At 45.8% G+C, this 17,297-nt stretch carries 15 protein-coding genes; 4 read left to right on the top strand and 11 right to left on the bottom strand.

All coding sequences use genetic code 11. The annotated features are described in order from the left end of the window. Positions 1 to 2: 2 nt before the first annotated feature. On the bottom strand, positions 3 to 656 hold the full coding sequence (locus ACXAGR_RS18865) for a hypothetical protein (protein ID WP_474851910.1): 654 nt from the start codon (positions 654 to 656) through the stop codon (positions 3 to 5). Positions 657 to 684: 28 nt separating this feature from the next. Next, a complete protein-coding gene (locus ACXAGR_RS18860) occupies positions 685 to 1,299 on the bottom strand; it encodes a hypothetical protein (RefSeq protein ID WP_474851908.1) in 615 nt (204 codons plus the stop codon). A 752-nt stretch (positions 1,300 to 2,051) separates the two neighbouring features. On the opposite strand from ACXAGR_RS18860, the gene ACXAGR_RS18855 reads away from it, so the two are divergent. Next, complete coding sequence (locus tag ACXAGR_RS18855) at positions 2,052 to 3,026, top strand: hypothetical protein (protein WP_474851906.1); 975 nt, start codon at positions 2,052 to 2,054, stop codon at positions 3,024 to 3,026. 1,149 nt (positions 3,027 to 4,175) lie between these two features. Here the strand turns inward: ACXAGR_RS18855 and ACXAGR_RS18850 are convergent. The 6 genes from ACXAGR_RS18850 to ACXAGR_RS18825 form a co-directional block, all read right to left on the bottom strand. Further along, the gene (locus tag ACXAGR_RS18850; RefSeq protein ID WP_474851904.1) at positions 4,176 to 5,411 is read right to left on the bottom strand and encodes a hypothetical protein; all 1,236 of its coding nucleotides are present in this window, start codon (positions 5,409 to 5,411) and stop codon (positions 4,176 to 4,178) included. 45 nt (positions 5,412 to 5,456) lie between these two features. Beyond that, the gene (locus ACXAGR_RS18845; RefSeq protein ID WP_474851903.1) at positions 5,457 to 6,233 is read right to left on the bottom strand and encodes a hypothetical protein; all 777 of its coding nucleotides are present in this window, start codon (positions 6,231 to 6,233) and stop codon (positions 5,457 to 5,459) included. Between the two features lie 220 nt (positions 6,234 to 6,453). After that, a complete protein-coding gene (locus ACXAGR_RS18840) occupies positions 6,454 to 6,855 on the bottom strand; it encodes a hypothetical protein (RefSeq protein WP_474851902.1) in 402 nt (133 codons plus the stop codon). A 418-nt stretch (positions 6,856 to 7,273) separates the two neighbouring features. Beyond that, the gene (gene rluF / locus ACXAGR_RS18835) at positions 7,274 to 8,029 is read right to left on the bottom strand and encodes a 23S rRNA pseudouridine(2604) synthase RluF (protein ID WP_474851900.1); all 756 of its coding nucleotides are present in this window, start codon (positions 8,027 to 8,029) and stop codon (positions 7,274 to 7,276) included. A 146-nt stretch (positions 8,030 to 8,175) separates the two neighbouring features. Next, positions 8,176 to 8,394 (bottom strand): hypothetical protein, encoded by a 219-nt coding sequence (locus ACXAGR_RS18830; protein ID WP_474851898.1) that lies wholly within the window; start codon positions 8,392 to 8,394, stop codon positions 8,176 to 8,178. Between the two features lie 98 nt (positions 8,395 to 8,492). After that, positions 8,493 to 9,638 (bottom strand): sensor domain-containing diguanylate cyclase, encoded by a 1,146-nt coding sequence (locus ACXAGR_RS18825; RefSeq protein WP_474851896.1) that lies wholly within the window; start codon positions 9,636 to 9,638, stop codon positions 8,493 to 8,495. A gap of 218 nt (positions 9,639 to 9,856) precedes the next feature. Here ACXAGR_RS18825 and ACXAGR_RS18820 point away from each other — a divergent pair, with 218 nt between their 5' ends. Further along, on the top strand, positions 9,857 to 11,605 hold the full coding sequence (locus tag ACXAGR_RS18820; protein ID WP_474851894.1) for an amidohydrolase family protein: 1,749 nt from the start codon (positions 9,857 to 9,859) through the stop codon (positions 11,603 to 11,605). Between the two features lie 69 nt (positions 11,606 to 11,674). Here ACXAGR_RS18820 and ACXAGR_RS18815 read toward each other — a convergent pair whose 3' ends face one another. After that, positions 11,675 to 12,148 (bottom strand): EVE domain-containing protein, encoded by a 474-nt coding sequence (locus ACXAGR_RS18815; RefSeq protein ID WP_474845681.1) that lies wholly within the window; start codon positions 12,146 to 12,148, stop codon positions 11,675 to 11,677. Between the two features lie 164 nt (positions 12,149 to 12,312). Here ACXAGR_RS18815 and ACXAGR_RS18810 point away from each other — a divergent pair, with 164 nt between their 5' ends. Both ACXAGR_RS18810 and ACXAGR_RS18805 read left to right on the top strand, forming a co-directional pair. After that, the gene (locus ACXAGR_RS18810) at positions 12,313 to 12,774 is read left to right on the top strand and encodes a hypothetical protein (RefSeq protein WP_474845679.1); all 462 of its coding nucleotides are present in this window, start codon (positions 12,313 to 12,315) and stop codon (positions 12,772 to 12,774) included. A 160-nt stretch (positions 12,775 to 12,934) separates the two neighbouring features. Beyond that, a complete protein-coding gene (locus ACXAGR_RS18805) occupies positions 12,935 to 15,136 on the top strand; it encodes a YgiQ family radical SAM protein (RefSeq protein WP_474851892.1) in 2,202 nt (733 codons plus the stop codon). Between the two features lie 35 nt (positions 15,137 to 15,171). Here the strand turns inward: ACXAGR_RS18805 and ACXAGR_RS18800 are convergent, their stop codons facing one another. Next, positions 15,172 to 16,581, bottom strand: a complete 1,410-nt coding sequence (locus ACXAGR_RS18800; protein ID WP_474851891.1) for a PepSY-associated TM helix domain-containing protein — start codon at positions 16,579 to 16,581, stop codon at positions 15,172 to 15,174. Further along, the gene (locus tag ACXAGR_RS18795) at positions 16,578 to 17,135 is read right to left on the bottom strand and encodes a hypothetical protein (RefSeq protein WP_119501033.1); all 558 of its coding nucleotides are present in this window, start codon (positions 17,133 to 17,135) and stop codon (positions 16,578 to 16,580) included. The genes ACXAGR_RS18800 and ACXAGR_RS18795 overlap by 4 nt, the downstream gene beginning before the upstream one ends. Positions 17,136 to 17,297 lie beyond the last annotated feature (162 nt).

Here is a 17,297-nt window from a genome sequence, read left to right as displayed (position 1 = left end):
GCTTACGATGTGACCACTGGGTAATTCGCATCGCCCCACAGTTCGTCAGGATTGCGCATCATTATGTCTAACAGAGCAGGAACGAGTTTATGAAGAAAGCTGTTGGCATCCCTGAGCTGGTCACGGTTAACACGACTATTCCATGTTGCACCGCCGTGGATTAACTGATTTCTGAGCGTGTACAAGCGTTGGAGTACCAATTGGAGCACAACATCTGTTTGCGTGTTTCCCAGAGCTTTGGACGCTCTGGATTTTGAAAATGCAAAACGGTTTTTAAACTCGTCTTCAGAAATAGCACCGTTCTGATAATCCCAAAACGGCTGAAAGACATACTGATTGTTGAGTAATACCCGAATGCTGCCTGAAAACTCTTTCCAGACGATATTCGATAGTGTGTTATCTGTATCCAACGCCAATAGCTTGCCAATGAAGCGGCTGAAGCTTTCTGCTTCGCGCATTTTTAACGCTTCAAGATCCTGTGCATATACCGCATTAAACGCTATCCATAGAAAGATAAATTTCGCATCAGGATCGTCATCGCTCATTTCTGCACGCTGAAGCCAGCTTAGACCTCTGTGGCTTCGCAGCGCCAGATTGTCACTGAAATTATCTCTATTTGCCCGTTGATATTCTTTGAGTTCTTTAAAGCGTTCCATTGCTGTTCCTCTTGATAAAACGTCCCTTTTAATTTGCTTTGACTACTAAACAGGGTTCAGACAAAACGGATATATTCCTGAACCATTTAGTTTTTAGGCCAGCTGCGCCAATCAGTGATAAAGCATCTGTTTCATCAATAGCATTTGCTTTTTCGGGTGTGGGCAGAGCTTTCACAAATTCTCTTACAGCGATTAATGCATCATCACTGTGTGTTATCCCCTTCGCACTCGCTGTAACAAATGCCTCCCAGATGTAAACATCAGCATTGCCCTCAACGAACTGATCCCAACACATTGTTGCAAGCGGCGGTGATGAAAGTTGTTTGTTAATCTCCCGCATTACCCAAAGCGCCTCAACAAGACCTGTGCCCATTGCGCCAACTCCGGCACCGGAACTCCATGGTCTGTTCCCTTCACCAATCCGAGCACCGTTTACACGTACAGGATCGTCCCGTACAGGTAAAAATAATGGGCATTCAAAACCCAGAGAAACTGGAATATTGCTCTTTATCGAATTCGCGATATTGATGGCAAAATCGGTAATATTAGTGCCAGATTTAGTTTCATCACAGCCAGTTGATATTTTCGCCCAACCAAAATTATTGTTTTTAATCGAGCCAACATCAGCGCAATAGATATCCACGGCTACTTGCTGCTTATCTTTTTAACGTAGAAGACACCACCTACAAGCAGTATTAACGGTAATATAAAAATAAGTTCTTCAGGCATGGCATTTATCCTTTTGATTTGCACCAACATACCACTTGTAGTCATATTTTCAGAATTATAAAAGACGAAACCAGTTATTAATAAGAATAACTAACTGCCAGCGCTTTCTCATCTTTCGATACACGTCTCAAACAAAGTTTGTAAATAACAAAGTCCGTTGGACTTTGTAAACAAGCTTGAGCGAAGCTCAACAACTGCTGCGTAGTTGATTGCTTTGTGAAACAGAGTAATCGACGGAGCTGGAGTCAGCATCGCAGATTAAGCCAAATTTTCGTTTGCCTTAGCAAACCTGACATCAGTTGAGAATTAACTGATGTCAGCCCGAGTATCATCGATACGAGAGTTGCTCGGTATATCCGAAGCAACGCATTTCCCGTAGCAACTAAACGGGAAAATATGGCTTAATCAGCGGTAGCTGACTCCAAGTGAAACTCGTGTCGCTGTCGCGCAGCGACAAGTAGCAGAGCAGCGACGAGTCGCGTCCGCTCTGCTTTGCACGAGTTTTACTACAACGAAGTTGTTAGCATTTTCCGGCAGGAGAATGTCTTTTTTAAGCAGAATGCTTTGCAAGGCGAAGCCCTGGCAGAATGCAAAGCCCACTGCCCTTTCCTGCTTTTTCTCTGAAATCGTTTCTATGTAGTTTTGTATTTATAAACGGAGAAAAACTTGAACTACATAGAAAGAGCAATTGAAAATTCAATGAAGCACATTGCAATATCACATACCAACGATCCTGCAACGCTGGGCCTTCTGAGAGAAAATGCAGTAATTGCGATCGTCGGAACGTTCGGCGTAACATCGAAAACAATTATCCAACGTCACTTGGGATTATCGCGCGAAGCTGTTAATAAGCTTATCAACAGATTGAAGAAGAAACAGCTTATAGCTGTCCACTCTACATTCGCTAATCTCGACAGAAATTTTATCATTTTAACAGCCCAAGGTATTCGTGACGCAGAGCTGTTACTTAATCGAGAACTACACCTACGCTCTGATATCAGCAGAGTTAATGAAAGGAATCTCTTACATGATCTTTCTGTTCAACTGATAGTTCTAGACCTTGCTAAATCCAAAAAAATCTCAGGTTTCGCATCTGAACGTGATATCGCTATTCAACTTGAACAGCGCGGGAATGACCCACGACTCATAGATGCACTTGTAATCGACGCTGATACAGAATGCTCGGTCGCAATTGAAATGGAAACCTCTAACGCAAAAAACAAATCCAATGGAGAGATCAGGCGAAAAATACTAGCTAAGTATCTTCAAGAGCTAGAATCAGAAGATGGATTGTACGAATTCGTTTACATGTACAGTCATCGTCAACGGTTTCTCACACAGATTGAAAAAGCGCATTCGAGGTTGTTTGCAACAAACCGCGCATACTTCTCTCACTCGCAGCAGCAACTCATCGGCAGCCGGATTAAATTTAAGCCAGCAGAAAGCAACCTGATCTATGAGTTGATGTTTAACAGCAAGCGTCAACTCGGTGACAGCAAGAATGATTTTGCAGGAAAAGAAAACTATCTGATGCGGCTTGAAGAGATAGAAAAAATTCTTGCTTCTACAGATGACCGCGTGGTCGCTATTCGACGTGATGGTTATGTAGAGGCTGGTCGAATTTTGGGGCTACTGGATTAATGTTCTGCTTGCGTAAATGACCTCGGGAGCCTCTTGGCTCCCTTTGTCTTTTTGGCTTTTAAGCTTCAGTAGCACAGACAAATCGCGATGATTCATCTCTACAACTTACTGTCTGCACCTCAGCAAACAGCGAACCTGCAAAAGCACAGCTGAGGTTTACCGCACTTTCAATATGATTCCCGTCCACCACAAAAGTGGTTAGACAGCTTTGAAAAGTAAACTGTGGTTCTGCTCACTATTAACTAGGAACCAAATAAGGTGATTTTCAGCACAATTAAGTGCTTTTGGAAATCTTAGCTAGGGTAAACTTCTAATCGTTGAGTGATGGAGTGATCGCGACACGACAGCTCAGCATCAAGACGGTACGCCCAACTTTTTATGATAATAGGAGCAAGTTTAAAAGAAGTAGATAATTAGCCGATATGGTTCTGGCTCTTCCCATAAATTAGTGAGCTAGACTCTGCTGAAAGTCTTAAAACTTCGGCACGACGATGATGCGAAAGCTTCATTTAGAAATGGCGTACCGTCTTTTTTCTTAAACAAACATCCGGCATTCAAAGGTATGTGCATCGAATAACATCGAGGCACAATTGCGCCTGTTTTTTGTCAACAAGTAGTCGAGACGCAGAGACTACCAGACTTTATTCCCCTTATTTTCCCTTACCTGATCTTAGGTACTAGCAGGACTAACTAAGGGAAATTTAAAAATGAACATCAATTACGAAAGGCTTTTCAACTACAGCATCAAAATGAGTAACAGATGGGTCGCAACTAGCAACACGGTTGTTGCAATTGCATTCATTAACACCCTGTGGAACTTAGGTTTCCTGTTAACAGGGCATTCTGAATATATCAGCGAGCACGACTGTCTATATCGACTCTACTTGATATCTTTTGGTCTGCTGGGCTTATCTCTGATATTTGGCGTTGTCGCTGTTATTGCAGCGAAGAAATTGAGGAGTGAATGATATTAGCTCCCCGACTGGGGAGCTGCTTTTTTGACTGAAAAACATACAAAGAACTCTACAAAAACTGACTCAACCTGTTGGCTATTTTACCTTTACCGCCATAAAAGCATATTACAAGAATCGATAGACGATATCAGTAACTTCAAAACTTTGACTAAAGATAAATCAGGCATATATTTCTTTATTTATATTGCTCGCCAGGCATTGAAAGAGCACTTTTTTCAATATTCCCGTAAACCAAGCCAATGATCTCTGCTACCTCTTCAGCATTTTTTTCATCATTTGCATGTAGCCAAATTATTTGAGCAGACGCTGTTATAGGATCTAACGTACCTAAAGAATTCGCATCGCAAGATTTGTCAAATTCTGGCCATTTATCTGCTTCTGAATGTTTATTTGTATCTTGGTTGTAGTAACTGTAAAAGTTTTCGAGTCCTGAGCATTTTACTTCTGCTGAAGTTACTCCTCCTCCCCGATTAGTATGGCTAAGTGAATAGGAGTCTTGTATTAAATGCAAGATTGAGCCAAGAGCAGAGAAATTTATTTCTTCTAAATCGTCGACAATTGTGCAATCACCTGAGCCAGCGAAACGGTCGCAATGAAAACTGAAGATAGTGCTTATCGTCCAAGCGGGATATGTTTTTTGGCTACTAAACCAAAGCTTAAAGTTAGAAAGTCTATCACGAAACTTTATTTCTCTTTCTTTACACCAACCTCTCGTTCTTACCCCATCTATTTGAAATGCATCTTTTATGAATGGATAATCGGAGTTTTCGTCCCAATATGTACAATATTCATCTCCGTGATTGAGTTCATTCAGAGAAAACAAGTACGCAAACTTACTCCAATCCAGGATTTTGTTGTAAGTAGTATCAGCCTCAATACCGTCTAACGTTGCCATAGAATGTAGGAATTGAAACCTACCGTAATGCCCAGCACACAGAAGACCATCTGCTGCTAGTTCTATTTCATGATTGGGAGACTTATTAATTCTTCTTTTACAAGTAGATTTCATCGTTCCCGCGAATTTCACAGAAGTATCTGAACTGTCATACACTTGTCTTGTAGGATCATCTGGCCATCTTACTGTTTTTAACAATAACCTATATTTATTGAGTGAGCTGGGATAACCATCTCCACCATTAAATAATGACATATCTTCCGGTGTTACATCTCGTCTAGAGCAATATTCAGGCTTTTTCGACAGTTTTTCTTCACCCTTATTTAGGTCTGCTAAGCATTGCAATGCTAAAGCTGTTAATTTTTCATGGTTTCTTTCCCAAGAAAGTGAAATAACTCTGTCTATACCAAAATCAGGGTTGCTCAAGTCTTTTATCGATTTTTTACCAATCTCGTAACCGAAGGAAAGATGTGAGATTAACGCCACTGACAATAAAATAAATTTAAAATCCTTCATTGCTATTCCCTAATTCGACTTCCCTATAAAATGCAAAAATTTACTTTAACGAGTAAAATTGAAGCCTATTGCAAACGACAACCAAACTTTATCTTGGTACTCCCAGTTTTCACCAGCTTCTCCAGATAAATGATCTGCACCAAATAAAAACGCGACATCCCAATCTTTAGCAACTTCAAAGCTTACACCTGCTGCCCAAGTAATAGCCTGTTTTGTTTCTACCTCACTGGTATCTATTTCGCTAACTGAAACCTGAGAAATACCTAAAAGAGAAATAAGCTCCACGCTTTCAAATTTATAAGACAGATAGGGGCCTAGGGTTGAGTCGCTGTAAATATCTCCGCTTCTTAATTTGAATGGAACGACTAAAAGTCCAGTATTTAACCCGCCCGTCCTTTTATAATATGACTTATTTACATTCTCACTGCATAGACGAAAGGGATTATCAAAATACGTTTTATAAGTATTTTTATCATCGGTAACCATCTTAACTTCATAAATGTGAATGATATATTCAGAATCAGTTTGAGAACCCTTATCATGAGTTTGTCTAAATTTAGTACCTTTTGGAACATCTACTGAAGGTGTAATAGAACAATCATCACTTGTATTATTAACTTTAAATGGATAAACCGCTTTATAAGACGGAGTAAAACTTATGTCGAAAAGAGCTTGTGTTTCTGCATTAACACATATTTTTTCAGTTCCTTCATCTACACAGAACTGAGATTCATCACTCAACATTTCAGTAAAATTGTAATTAGCATTTGAGGGAAAAGGGAACCATACTATTGCTAGAAAAATTCCATATGTAATTTTCACTGTTTTCTTCCTTGATAAACCGAATTAGTAATGAAGGATAACAGTGACACAAAACAGAACAAAAAATCAACAATTAAAGGGTGTTTTTTGTACTATTTAACACAGCTTGTGACTATATGAGATATATCATGACAATCAAATGATACATAAGCCTAGCGACGCAAATGATAAAAGGATAATGTTTTGACTTTTGACTAAGAAAGGGGCTGCAAAGCAGCCCTCAAAGTAGTTCGATCTGTTCAGTCCATTCCTCAATAGCGTCGTCCGAGAAGTATCTTCTGATTGATACCCCAAAGACGTTCTCAAACTCCTGGTCGTCAACTTCATCAGAACTGATGAATTGAAAAATCTGGAATTCAAAGAGTAAGAACAGCAAACATCTTTCCGTCGGTGAAAAGTATTTCTTTCGAAACTCTTCAGGAAGCTGCTGAACTAATCCATCTGAGAGCACAAAGCCGTTAGTGACAAACTTCTCATTCTTGTGCTCATAGATATAATCCAGAGTATCCGCGTTGAAATACCAACACACCCTAAATTTGTCAGGCCACTCTGTTCTCGTCGAACGTTTGAATTGATGAATGAACGTGATTTGCAGATCACGGTGTTGCGTCTTCTTTGTCATAGTTATGTCCTTGTAGTAAACCTCAGAAATAACTAAGCTCGTGGAGAGGTAATTTTGTTAAAGTGGGATAACATCGATTGAGAAGGAAGACATAATGGAACTAAAAGTCTTGGGTCTAGTTTATGGGCTGTACCTACTTTATGAGGTTCTTCGTATAGGCTATGAATGCTGGAGCAAGAATCTCACTTTGAAACAGTGGTGGAACGCACCGCTGAAAGATGAAGAGTCCACTACCTTTAAAGCTTGATTTTTATATTAGATATATACTATATACACCGTTTCTGCACGGAATCTTCTCCAGAGCAATAAAACAAGGGGATCGACGCGGGTTCAAATCCCGCCAGCTCCACCAACATCGAAGGGATGTAGCTCAATATCTATGAGTTACGTCCCTTTTTCATATCCATTGCAAGCAGCTTTACTTCTCTGTTTTTTCCGGCGCTGTCTTCTTAGAACCTTGTACAGCTTTATTCAGCAAATCCAGTTCCTTTTCAGTGAGGTTACGCCACTGGCCGGGACGCAGATTGCCTAAAGTCAGGTGCATGATGCGGGTGCGTTTCAGTTTGGTGACTTCATAGCCGAGGAATTCGCACATTCTGCGGATTTGGCGGTTTAATCCCTGAGTCAGAATAATGGTGAAGCGATCCCGGCCACGGGATTCAAGCTGACAGGGTTTGGTGACTGTGCCGAGGATGGGTACGCCACGGGACATTTTCTGTAAAAAACGTCCGCTGATGGGCTGATTGACGGTCACATCATATTCTTTATCATGGGCGTTTTCTGCCCGCAGGATTTTATTCACAATGTCGCCGTCACTGGTGAGCAGGATCAAGCCTTCGGAAGGTTTGTCGAGACGACCGATGGGGAATATGCGCTCTTTATGGCCTATCGCGTCGATGATATTGCCTTTGACGTGACGTTCCGTTGTACAGGTAATACCAACCGGTTTGTTATACATAATGTAAATCCGGTCTGATTTATCAGCAGCCACCGCACCTATAAGTTTACCGTCGACTTTGACTTTATCCCCCGGCTCCACTTTGGTGCCCAGCTCCGGGAGCTTATCATTAATGGTTACCCGTTTTTGTTCGATGAGTTTATCTGCTTCACGCCGGGAACAGTGGCCGGTGTCACTGATGTATTTATTAAGACGTTTTGCCTGATCTGAACTCATAACGGGGAATAACCTTTAACTGACAACTTTTAATGAAGTTGCCAAGAATACATGATTCACGGCTTTTTCACTTAGTAAACTTCACCAGAGAATACTTTGCGGACCAGAAAATAGCCAAAATAGTGCTAATACGCTGAATCAGCGGATTAACGCTCTTTTTTACTGCGCTCTTCCGCCGGGGCAGCCTGCTCACTGTCATTGTTGTCTTTGTTTTTGCTGCCGGCTTCGGTTACCACGAGAAAATAAAGGACCAGCATAATAGTGACAAAAACCACAACGATAATCATGCCGATGAAGGTGGTGCCGGTTGCTGCATAAGAGGGGGCAGCAAAGAATAATAACGGTAAAAGCGGTAGGTATTTCACCAGAAAACTCCGGAAGATAAACTGAGAGACGTATTATTCCTTTTCAACGTCGGGAATCAAGGTGTAAGGGCTGCTTTTTTCTTAAAACCCGATCTGAATCAACCGGGCGTGTTATTCACGTCTCCGTGGACAATTCCTTTTCTGCCGTTTTGCTTTGCACGGTAAAGGGCCTTGTCTGCCAGCAGTACAAGCTCTACCGGCTTGGTGTTTTTGTCGCAACGCAAAGACGCAATGCCGGCGCTGACAGTGATAAACTTACTCACTGCAGATTCCGGAAAAGGTACTGCCAGCGCAGAAATTTCATCCAGCAACGTTTGCGTAATACTGTGCGCTTCTTCAGCGGGAATACAGGGCAACAGTACAGCAAACTCTTCTCCACCATACCGTGCTGCCACATCATCCGGTCTGCGGGCAACCCTGCTCAATACTTCACTGATATTTTTCAGTACTTCGTCACCGGCCACATGGCCGTATGTGTCGTTGTACTGTTTGAAAAAATCCACATCCAGCATGACCAGGTTTAACGTGTTACAGCTTCTGGCACATCGGCGGATGGCCTTTTGCAAACTGTTGTCGAAAAAGCGCCGGTTGGCAATACCGGTCAGTCCGTCTGAATTTGCCAGTACATCCAGCTTTTGATTCGCGGCCAGCAGTTCGTTACTTACCCGCTCGAGGGCGATGCGGTTTGCCTGACTTTCCAGTGTATTACTCAGAATTTCGCCGATGAGCTTAAGATAACGTACGTCGTTGTCCTGCCACTCATAGGGTGACCCCACCACATCACATCCGACAAATCCGGTAAGCTCATCGTTTATCCGAATGGCAACACACAAAATAGAACTGATATTTTCACGCTGAAACTCCGCCTTTTCTCCGGCGGCTTCCTCCGGCAGATCATTAACATCATTAATTCTGAACAGCTGCTCAGAGAAAATGGCGCGGGTAAAGTAAGGGAGTTCTGTTGTTACCACGCCCTGCAATTGCTGCTTATAGGGCTTCACACCATTTGCTACCCATTCATGGGTATTGTCCATAGTGGTTTTGTCTGCAGAAAAACGGAACAGGTAGCACCGCTGAACACCACGGAATTTTCCGTATGCGCCAAGGCTCTGCTCTATCAGAGGATCCAGCTCAGCATGTTTTACATTGATTAATCTTGAGGTCAGTGTTGAAAGCAATTCGGTGAAGGCCAGCTGATTGTTCAGTAATGGCTGAGCTGACATAGGTGTACTGTGATTATTCAAGGTGTTTCCCTGCTACCTGAGAAAAAACAGCGGCTACTTTTTGCAACCACAATCTCTACAACAAAAGTATAGCCTATATGTCACAGAACGCATTTTATTAGCGATTTATCTTTAGCCTGTAGGTTATCCGGCAGCCATCTGCAAATATCAGATTTGTCAGGACGCCCTACCCGCTTCACGCGCTGCCAACGCTTGAGCAAACAATACGGATTGTTATTATGCGTTTACGCCCAACTGGTTCATCTCTTGTTCTGGCCGGTTCTCTTTGTTTTTCGCTATTCAACGCTGCCTGTGCAGATACCCTTTTTAAACAGGCTACGCTGTTCGACGGCACAGGTAAAAAACCTTTCGTTGCAGATGTGCTGGTAAAAGACGGCCGCATCAGTCAGATAGCCGCTTCCATCAGCGACGCGGGAAATGCTGAGGTTATAGATGCCAGCGGCAAAGCCATGTTACCCGGTTTTTTTGATATCCACGTGCACTGGACACCGGGTGGTGAACCACCTTCCATTCCGGCCATTGCTGAGCAATATGTCATTCATGGTGTTACCACTGTCACCGATTTTCATTCTGCGCCGGAGTCTTATGCACCCAAGCGCGCCTGGCTGGCGAACCTCAGTGCCCCGCATGTGGCTTTCGCTGCAAGAATGAGCACACCGGGTGGCCATGGTGCAATGTGGGCAGATAACCACACCACGTATAAAATTTCCACACCGGAAGATGCCGCTGTTGCCATGAAAACGCTGGCACCCTATAAGCCCGATCTCATCAAATTATTTGCTGATGGCTGGCGTTATGGCCGTAAGGAAGAAAATACCAGCATGGATGAACTCACCATGAAGGGCATGGCTGATGCTGCTCACCCTCTGGGTCTGCCTGTTGTGGCTCACGTGGTCACGGTAGACCGCGCGAAGAAAGCCGCCGGTGCCGGTGTGGATGTGCTGGTACATGCTGTTCAGGACGGCGACGCAGATGAAGAACTGGTTCAGGCCATGCTGACAGCTAACATGACGTATTCGCCCAGCCTGGCGGTGTATGAAGTCACAGAAGCGAAAAAGGCTTATTACGACGAAGAAGCACTGGCCATGGCAGACAACCGTCAGAAACACTCCATGTACAACTTGAAGTTGTTCAGTGAAGCTGGCATTCCCGTAGCAACAGGGACTGACGCCGGTATGCCTAAAACACCACACGGCAGTTCCACTCACCGTGAGATGGAGCTTTTAGTTGCCGGAGGGCTGACGCCGGAGCAGGCACTGGTTGCCGCAACCAGAAACAGTGCTGCCGCCCTGAACTTGCTGGAAGACAGAGGGACTCTGGAAGCCGGAAAACGGGCTGATCTTGTGATCATTGACGGTATGCCCTGGGAATCCATCTCAGATACCCGCAAGGTTGAGCAGGTCTGGATTGACGGCGAACTGAAGGCGCGTAACAACACTCTTGTCACGCCGCAGCCCGAAGGCTTACCGCCAGCGGTAAAAGCCACTGCATTGATTGATGATTTTGAGTCTTCATCGGGCAGAACGGCATTAAATACGGTGTATATCAATCACCGGGATACCGGCGTAGGACATAGCCGGTCATTGTCTCAGCGGGTACCGAAAGAAGATGGCAGTGGCTATGCCTATTTCATGCAGGCTGCTTTGTCTAATAAGGAAGAACCGGAAGCTTCAGTACGGATGCACTTTACTCCGGGCGCTGTGGTACCGGTAGACGCCTCCGCTTATACAGGCATCACGCTTTTAGTGCGTGGCGAGGGAGAATATTTTGTCAGCCTGACCACGGGCAGCGGCGAATGTGAAACCTCATTCTCAGCCACCCCGGCCTGGCAAACGGTGCAGTTACCCTTCAGTGCATTCTGTGGCGGAAAACTGGACAGTGCACAGTTGCTGATGCTGGAGACCGGAAAGCACGGTAAAGCCGGTGATTCAGTATGGATGTCAATGGACGACATCAGTTTCTATTAACGTAAGGCAGGCCCGTTTTTTGATGCCGGGCCTGAGCTTGTATTGCGCCTGGTTTAGCAGCGCAGGGGTTTATTTACGGGAGGCTTTTGCCTTTGCATACAGTGCATCCCATTCATCTGGTGTAACGGGCATCACCGACAAACGGTGCCCTTTTTTAACCACACCCAGTTGCTCTATTTCCGGCATGGCTTTGATTGTCGCCAGCGGAAGCACCGAAGCAAACTTCTCTTTAAACGTCACATCTACGCAAAACCAGCGGGGATTATCGCGGTCTGATTTAGGATCGTAATATTTGCTTTCGGGATCGAACTGACTCGCATCGGGATAGGCATCACGGGAAATTTCTGCAACACCGGCAATGCCAACGTCCTTGCAGCTTGAGTGATAGAAAAACAGTAAATCCCCGGCTTTCACCTCATCGCGCATGAAATTTCTTGCCTGATAGTTTCTGACCCCGTCCCAGGGCTCAGTTTTATCCGGACGGGCAGCAAGATCGTCGATACCAAATGCATCCGGTTCTGATTTAAACAGCCAGTAAGCCACAATGTCTCCTGAAAACCTTTTTTTAAAAATGCAGTCTATCACAGCATCCGATTTCGTGGACAACGTCCGCTTTACCCACCTTTACACAATACTGACACACACCGGAATACAGGTTGCTATTTTAACATCATGCCAATTCGGGCATCGACCACAGGAGCAACCTAATGGAAATCTCTCAATTAAACAGTGCCATGCAAACCGGCGCACTGACCGGCACCAGTAACGTTAACAGTATTAAAAACCAGAGCCCGCCACCACCGCCACCTCAGCAGGATGCATTATCAGAATACATGGCGGAATCCGGCAGTGATGAAGATGTAAAAGCCTTTATGCAGAGCATAATGGACATGGAAACATCAGGCGAATTTGATGCGCAAAGCCTTGCCGCCAACGCGCCGGCCACCATGCAGGCTTTTGCAGAAGAGAACGGGATCAATCTGGAGAGCTTCTTTCAACAGAAGCACGATCAGCAGTCTGCCAGACAGTCAGCAGCTACTGATATGCCACCACCGCCGCCGGGTAACAGCCAGACACAAACCTATGCCAGCAATGAACAACTGGGTTCTGCGTCCGCATCTCTGATGGACAGACTCACTTCCAGCATTGGCATTAATACCACCGCCTGAGCCGCCTGCAGGCAACGATGTGGTCTGCCGTGTGGCAACCGGGGGTTGAAACACGGCAAAAGCGTGCCGGACCGGGCACGCTTTTTTGTATTTAACTATCGTCACCCCGCGGGTAGCTGATATAATTACGCCTTTACGTCGTTCTTTCCGGTTTATTGTCATGCAAGCTACCATCAAGGCTGACCGCGGCCTGTTTTCCTATCCGAAGTACTGGGCTCATTGCTACGGTACTGCGCCATTTTTACCCATGTCAAAGGAAGAGATGGACGAGCTCGGCTGGGACAGCTGTGATGTGATTCTGGTCACCGGTGATGCGTATGTGGACCACCCCAGTTTTGGTATGGCGGTGATCGGACGGGTACTGGAAGCCCACGGTTTCCGCGTGGGTATTATTGCCCAGCCTGACTGGACCAGTAAAGACGACTTCATGAAACTGGGGAAACCCAATCTGTATTTCGGTGTGACTGCCGGAAATATGGATTCCATGATCAACCGTTACACAGCGGATAAGAAAATTCGCCATGACGATGCCTATACCCCGGGCAATGTGGGCGGCAAACGGCCTGATCGTGCGGTAACCGTGTATTCCCAGCGCTGCCGTGAAGCCTTCAAAGGCGTGCCGGTTATTGTTGGCGGCATTGAAGCCAGCCTTCGCCGGATTGCACACTACGATTACTGGTCAGAAAAAGTCAGACGTTCCGTGCTGTTTGACAGTAAAGCTGACATGTTATTTTTCGGTAATGCCGAGCGCCCGCTGGTTGAAGTGACCCACAGACTGGCCTCCGGTGAAGACATTGCAGATATCCGTGATGTGCGCGGTACAGCGATTATCGTAAAAGAGGCACTGCCGGAATGGCAGGGTGTCGACTCCACGTCTTTGGATCGCCCGGGTAAAATAGACCCGATCCCCTCGCCTTATCAGGAATTGCCGGAATGTGATAAAGAAGACACAACGTCCTCTGAAGCACCGGAAGCGAAAGGGGTTGTTATCCAGCCGGTTGAACGCCGCAAGCCCTGGGAACACGTGTATGTCAAACTGCCTGCTTATGAAGTGGTGAAAGACAACAAAGCACTTTATGCCCATACTTCCCGGATTCTGCATCAGGAAGTCAATCCTGGTTGTGCCCGTGCATTAATGCAACGCCATGGCGACCGTCACATCTGGATTAATCCGCCGGCCATGCCGCTGGAAACCGATGAAATGGACGCGGTATTTGATTTATCTTACCAGCGTATCCCCCACCCGGTTTACGGAGATGCAAAAATACCGGCTTACGACATGATTCGTTTTTCCATTAATATCATGCGTGGCTGTTACGGCGGTTGTACCTTCTGTTCGATTACAGAACACGAAGGCCGCATTATTCAGAGCCGGTCTGAAGATTCAATCATTCGTGAAATAGAAGATATCCGCGATAAGGTGCCGGGCTTTACCGGTGTTATTTCCGATCTCGGTGGCCCGACGGCAAACATGTACCGCCTGCGGTGTAAGAGTGCTAAAGCGGAAGCGACCTGTCGCCGTCCGTCCTGTGTGTACCCGTCTATCTGTGCACATATGGATACCGACCATAAACCGACTATCGATTTGTATCGCCGTGCACGGGAATTGCCAGGCATCAAAAAGGTATTGATTGCGTCTGGCGTGCGTTACGACCTGGCGGTTGAAGACCCTGAGTACGTGAAAGAACTGGCACTTCATCATACCGGTGGCTATCTGAAAATTGCGCCGGAGCATACCGAGGAAGGGCCGCTTAGCAAGATGATGAAACCCGGTATGGGCAGTTACTACCGGTTTAAGGAATTATTTGATAAGTATTCTGCCGAAGCCGGTAAAAAACAGTATCTCATTCCTTATTTTATCGCCTCTCACCCGGGCACAACGGATGAAGATATGCTGAACCTGGCAATCTGGCTGAAAGAAAACCGCTTTAAGCTGGATCAGGTACAGAATTTCTATCCGTCACCTATGGCGACAGCCACCACGATGTATCACACTGGGGTGAATTCGCTGCGTAAGGTCAATAAAGACAGTGAACAGGTACCCTCAGCAAAAGGTGAAATTCACCGCCGTCTGCACAAGGCCATGCTGCGTTACCATGATCCGAAGAACTTTGCGCAAATCCGCGAAGCACTGAAGAAAATGGGACGTGAAGATCTGATTGGTCGTGGCCCTCAGCATCTGGTTCCGCCGGAAACCGCAGACGAAAAACGCCAGAAGGTGCAAAAAGGCAAACGGGGTGAACGGGCTTTAACGAAGCACACCGGTTTACCGCCAAAAGGCTTCCGCGAAAAAAATGCCTCTGGTAAAGGCAGAAACGGCGCAAAAGGGAAACCCGGTCAGCGCCAGCAAAGAGCCCGCTAAAAGCATAAAAAAACAGGAGGCATCAGCCTCCTGTTTCAGTTCGTTCCCGTCCTTAACTGTTTACACCTGAGTAATGCCCAGCCAACATAAGCGAGCATAGGTATGTTCAGTTGCAATGCCGGCAATGACATGGCATCCCCGCCGTGACAGATGACATAAGCGAACAGCATCACTAACACCGACAGCGCCGATAATCCAAGCCAGGCGGATTTATCCAGCGACTTAACCGCCACCGTAAGAGTGAGGTTGAGGGCCATCACTATCCAGAAAACAGGGATGAGCGGAATGGCAGCAAACATATCAACCAGCGCAGTAAGCGCAAGGGCTGATACGCTTCCCCATACTACACAATGCCATAAGCGTGTAGCCAGCGGCGGATTGGCCTTCTTCGCCAACCAGATTTCCATACCGGAAATACACAACACGGTAAGCATAAGGCCAAGAACGAAATACAACAGCTTAGAGGGAATACCGGCAAAATCACCGAAGTGTAAACGGTACATGGCGTAAACCACCTGCTTGCCCCAGTGCCCGTCTGCATAGCCGGCTGTACCGAGATAATTCCCCGCACTGTCAAACCGGTAATTCTCTGAGTAAATCATTTTACCCGGCACTCTGGCATAAATTTCGATGAATTGCTCCGGTGTATTCACCTCATGCACGGTGAGGAAAATCAGCTGATTATCAGGGGCAATGGTGGCCATCTGTTCTACGGCTCTACCGATTTGCGGAGTCGAAACAGGCTGCGACAATTCAGGGTCCGGTGTGAAAATCTTTTCTATCACCGCATCACGGTCACCACCAAAATACAATTGAGCGACCAGCACCAGCACAAGGCCTGCAAGACCAAAGTACGCACCGGTGATACCAATGATCAGATGAAACGGTGATGCCCACAAACCGAAACGGTTATGTAAATCAATTTGATACTGCTGACCGTTTCCGCCCTGCCGTAAACGGAAGGCATCTTTTTTGATGCGTTTATGCGCCACAATACCGCTTATCACTAACGTGACGATAATGGCACCCAGCGCGCTCACCAGAATCATGCCCCAGCTTGCCGGCAAATTGAGATACAGGTGCAAATCCACCAGCATTTTAGTGAAGGACACAGATTCCTCTTCCAGCAGTTCACCGGATGCACCGGCAAACCAGGCGGTGTGATCGTTTTCAACCACAAGCCTGGGAATATTCGAGGTTGGCAAAACGACGAAGAGATGATGAGTTTCTTCTTTATGTTCAGCAAGGAAATTAGCCATGGCGGTATCAATTACGTCTCCTGATACCGTTTCCAGTTCCGTAACACCCGGTTGCTCCCAGCGTTCAAATTCCTGATGAAACACAGCCAGCGTACCGGACCAGCACACAAGAAACAGCAATACACTTAAAAACACACCCACCCAGCTGTGGGCATTTAATGCAGCTTGTTTTGTAGTTTTATTCATACTGATACTGCCTGAAATGCCGGAATGAAAAGAAGATACGCTGCGCTGAGTGCACCCAGTACTGTGTAAAGCGCCAGGGCTTTTGGTTTTGATGCAACGGCAAAGTAGTGATATCCCAGCAGGCCCCAGATAACCGGCAACAACACAATACAGGTAGCCAGTTGTCCTGTTTCTTTCATGGGCAGCGCCAGACTGACAGCGAGACTGGACAGTAAACTGACGACTAACAACACGATCAGGATCACCAGATAATGACCGGCATGTTGCAACACCTCCCGTCTGACAAAACTCAACGGTTTGGGTGCCGGCTGATTTTTAGGTGACGGCAGCGTTTGCCGGTTTGCTAAAATCAACGGCCACACTCCGATAGCAGGCAGACAAAGGGCGAACACACTGCCTGTCTCCCAGCCGGTTGCCCTGCTCCACATGAAAAAAGATCCCGCGAAAGCGAGCAAAGAAAACCACAGCCAGACACGATGTTGCTTCTGCCAGCTTACATAAAGCAGAACCAGTGATAAGGCACTGATCCCGCAGGAAAGAATGATATTTGTCATAACGTCCGGATTGACCTGAAGGCAGGTTTGTGCACTTGTCCTGTGCGCTAGTCATTTAAACGCTAATAGTACAAACACCCTTAAGAAATGTAAAAGATATTCATTATCATTAATATCACGAAAACTGCAGCGCAGTATACGCCGTGATTAACGGAGCAGAAA

Source organism: Alteromonas sp. ABH4_457, assembly GCF_056160625.1.
The sequence above is the reverse complement of the archived record's forward strand: the minus strand, read 5'-3'. Positions and strand labels throughout refer to the sequence as shown.

Excerpts from the sequence above, each read along its gene's own strand:
- ACXAGR_RS18865 (WP_474851910.1), bottom strand. The coding sequence starts at position 656 with ATGGAACGCTTTAAAGAACTCAAAGAATATCAACGGGCAAATAGAGAT.
- ACXAGR_RS18850 (WP_474851904.1), bottom strand. The coding sequence starts at position 5,411 with ATGAAGGATTTTAAATTTATTTTATTGTCAGTGGCGTTAATCTCACAT.
- ACXAGR_RS18840 (WP_474851902.1), bottom strand. The coding sequence starts at position 6,855 with ATGACAAAGAAGACGCAACACCGTGATCTGCAAATCACGTTCATTCAT.
- rluF (WP_474851900.1), bottom strand. The coding sequence starts at position 8,029 with ATGAGTTCAGATCAGGCAAAACGTCTTAATAAATACATCAGTGACACC.
- ACXAGR_RS18820 (WP_474851894.1), top strand. The coding sequence starts at position 9,857 with ATGCGTTTACGCCCAACTGGTTCATCTCTTGTTCTGGCCGGTTCTCTT.
- ACXAGR_RS18810 (WP_474845679.1), top strand. The coding sequence starts at position 12,313 with ATGGAAATCTCTCAATTAAACAGTGCCATGCAAACCGGCGCACTGACC.
- ACXAGR_RS18805 (WP_474851892.1), top strand. The coding sequence starts at position 12,935 with ATGCAAGCTACCATCAAGGCTGACCGCGGCCTGTTTTCCTATCCGAAG.
- ACXAGR_RS18800 (WP_474851891.1), bottom strand. The coding sequence starts at position 16,581 with ATGAATAAAACTACAAAACAAGCTGCATTAAATGCCCACAGCTGGGTG.
- ACXAGR_RS18795 (WP_119501033.1), bottom strand. The coding sequence starts at position 17,135 with ATGACAAATATCATTCTTTCCTGCGGGATCAGTGCCTTATCACTGGTT.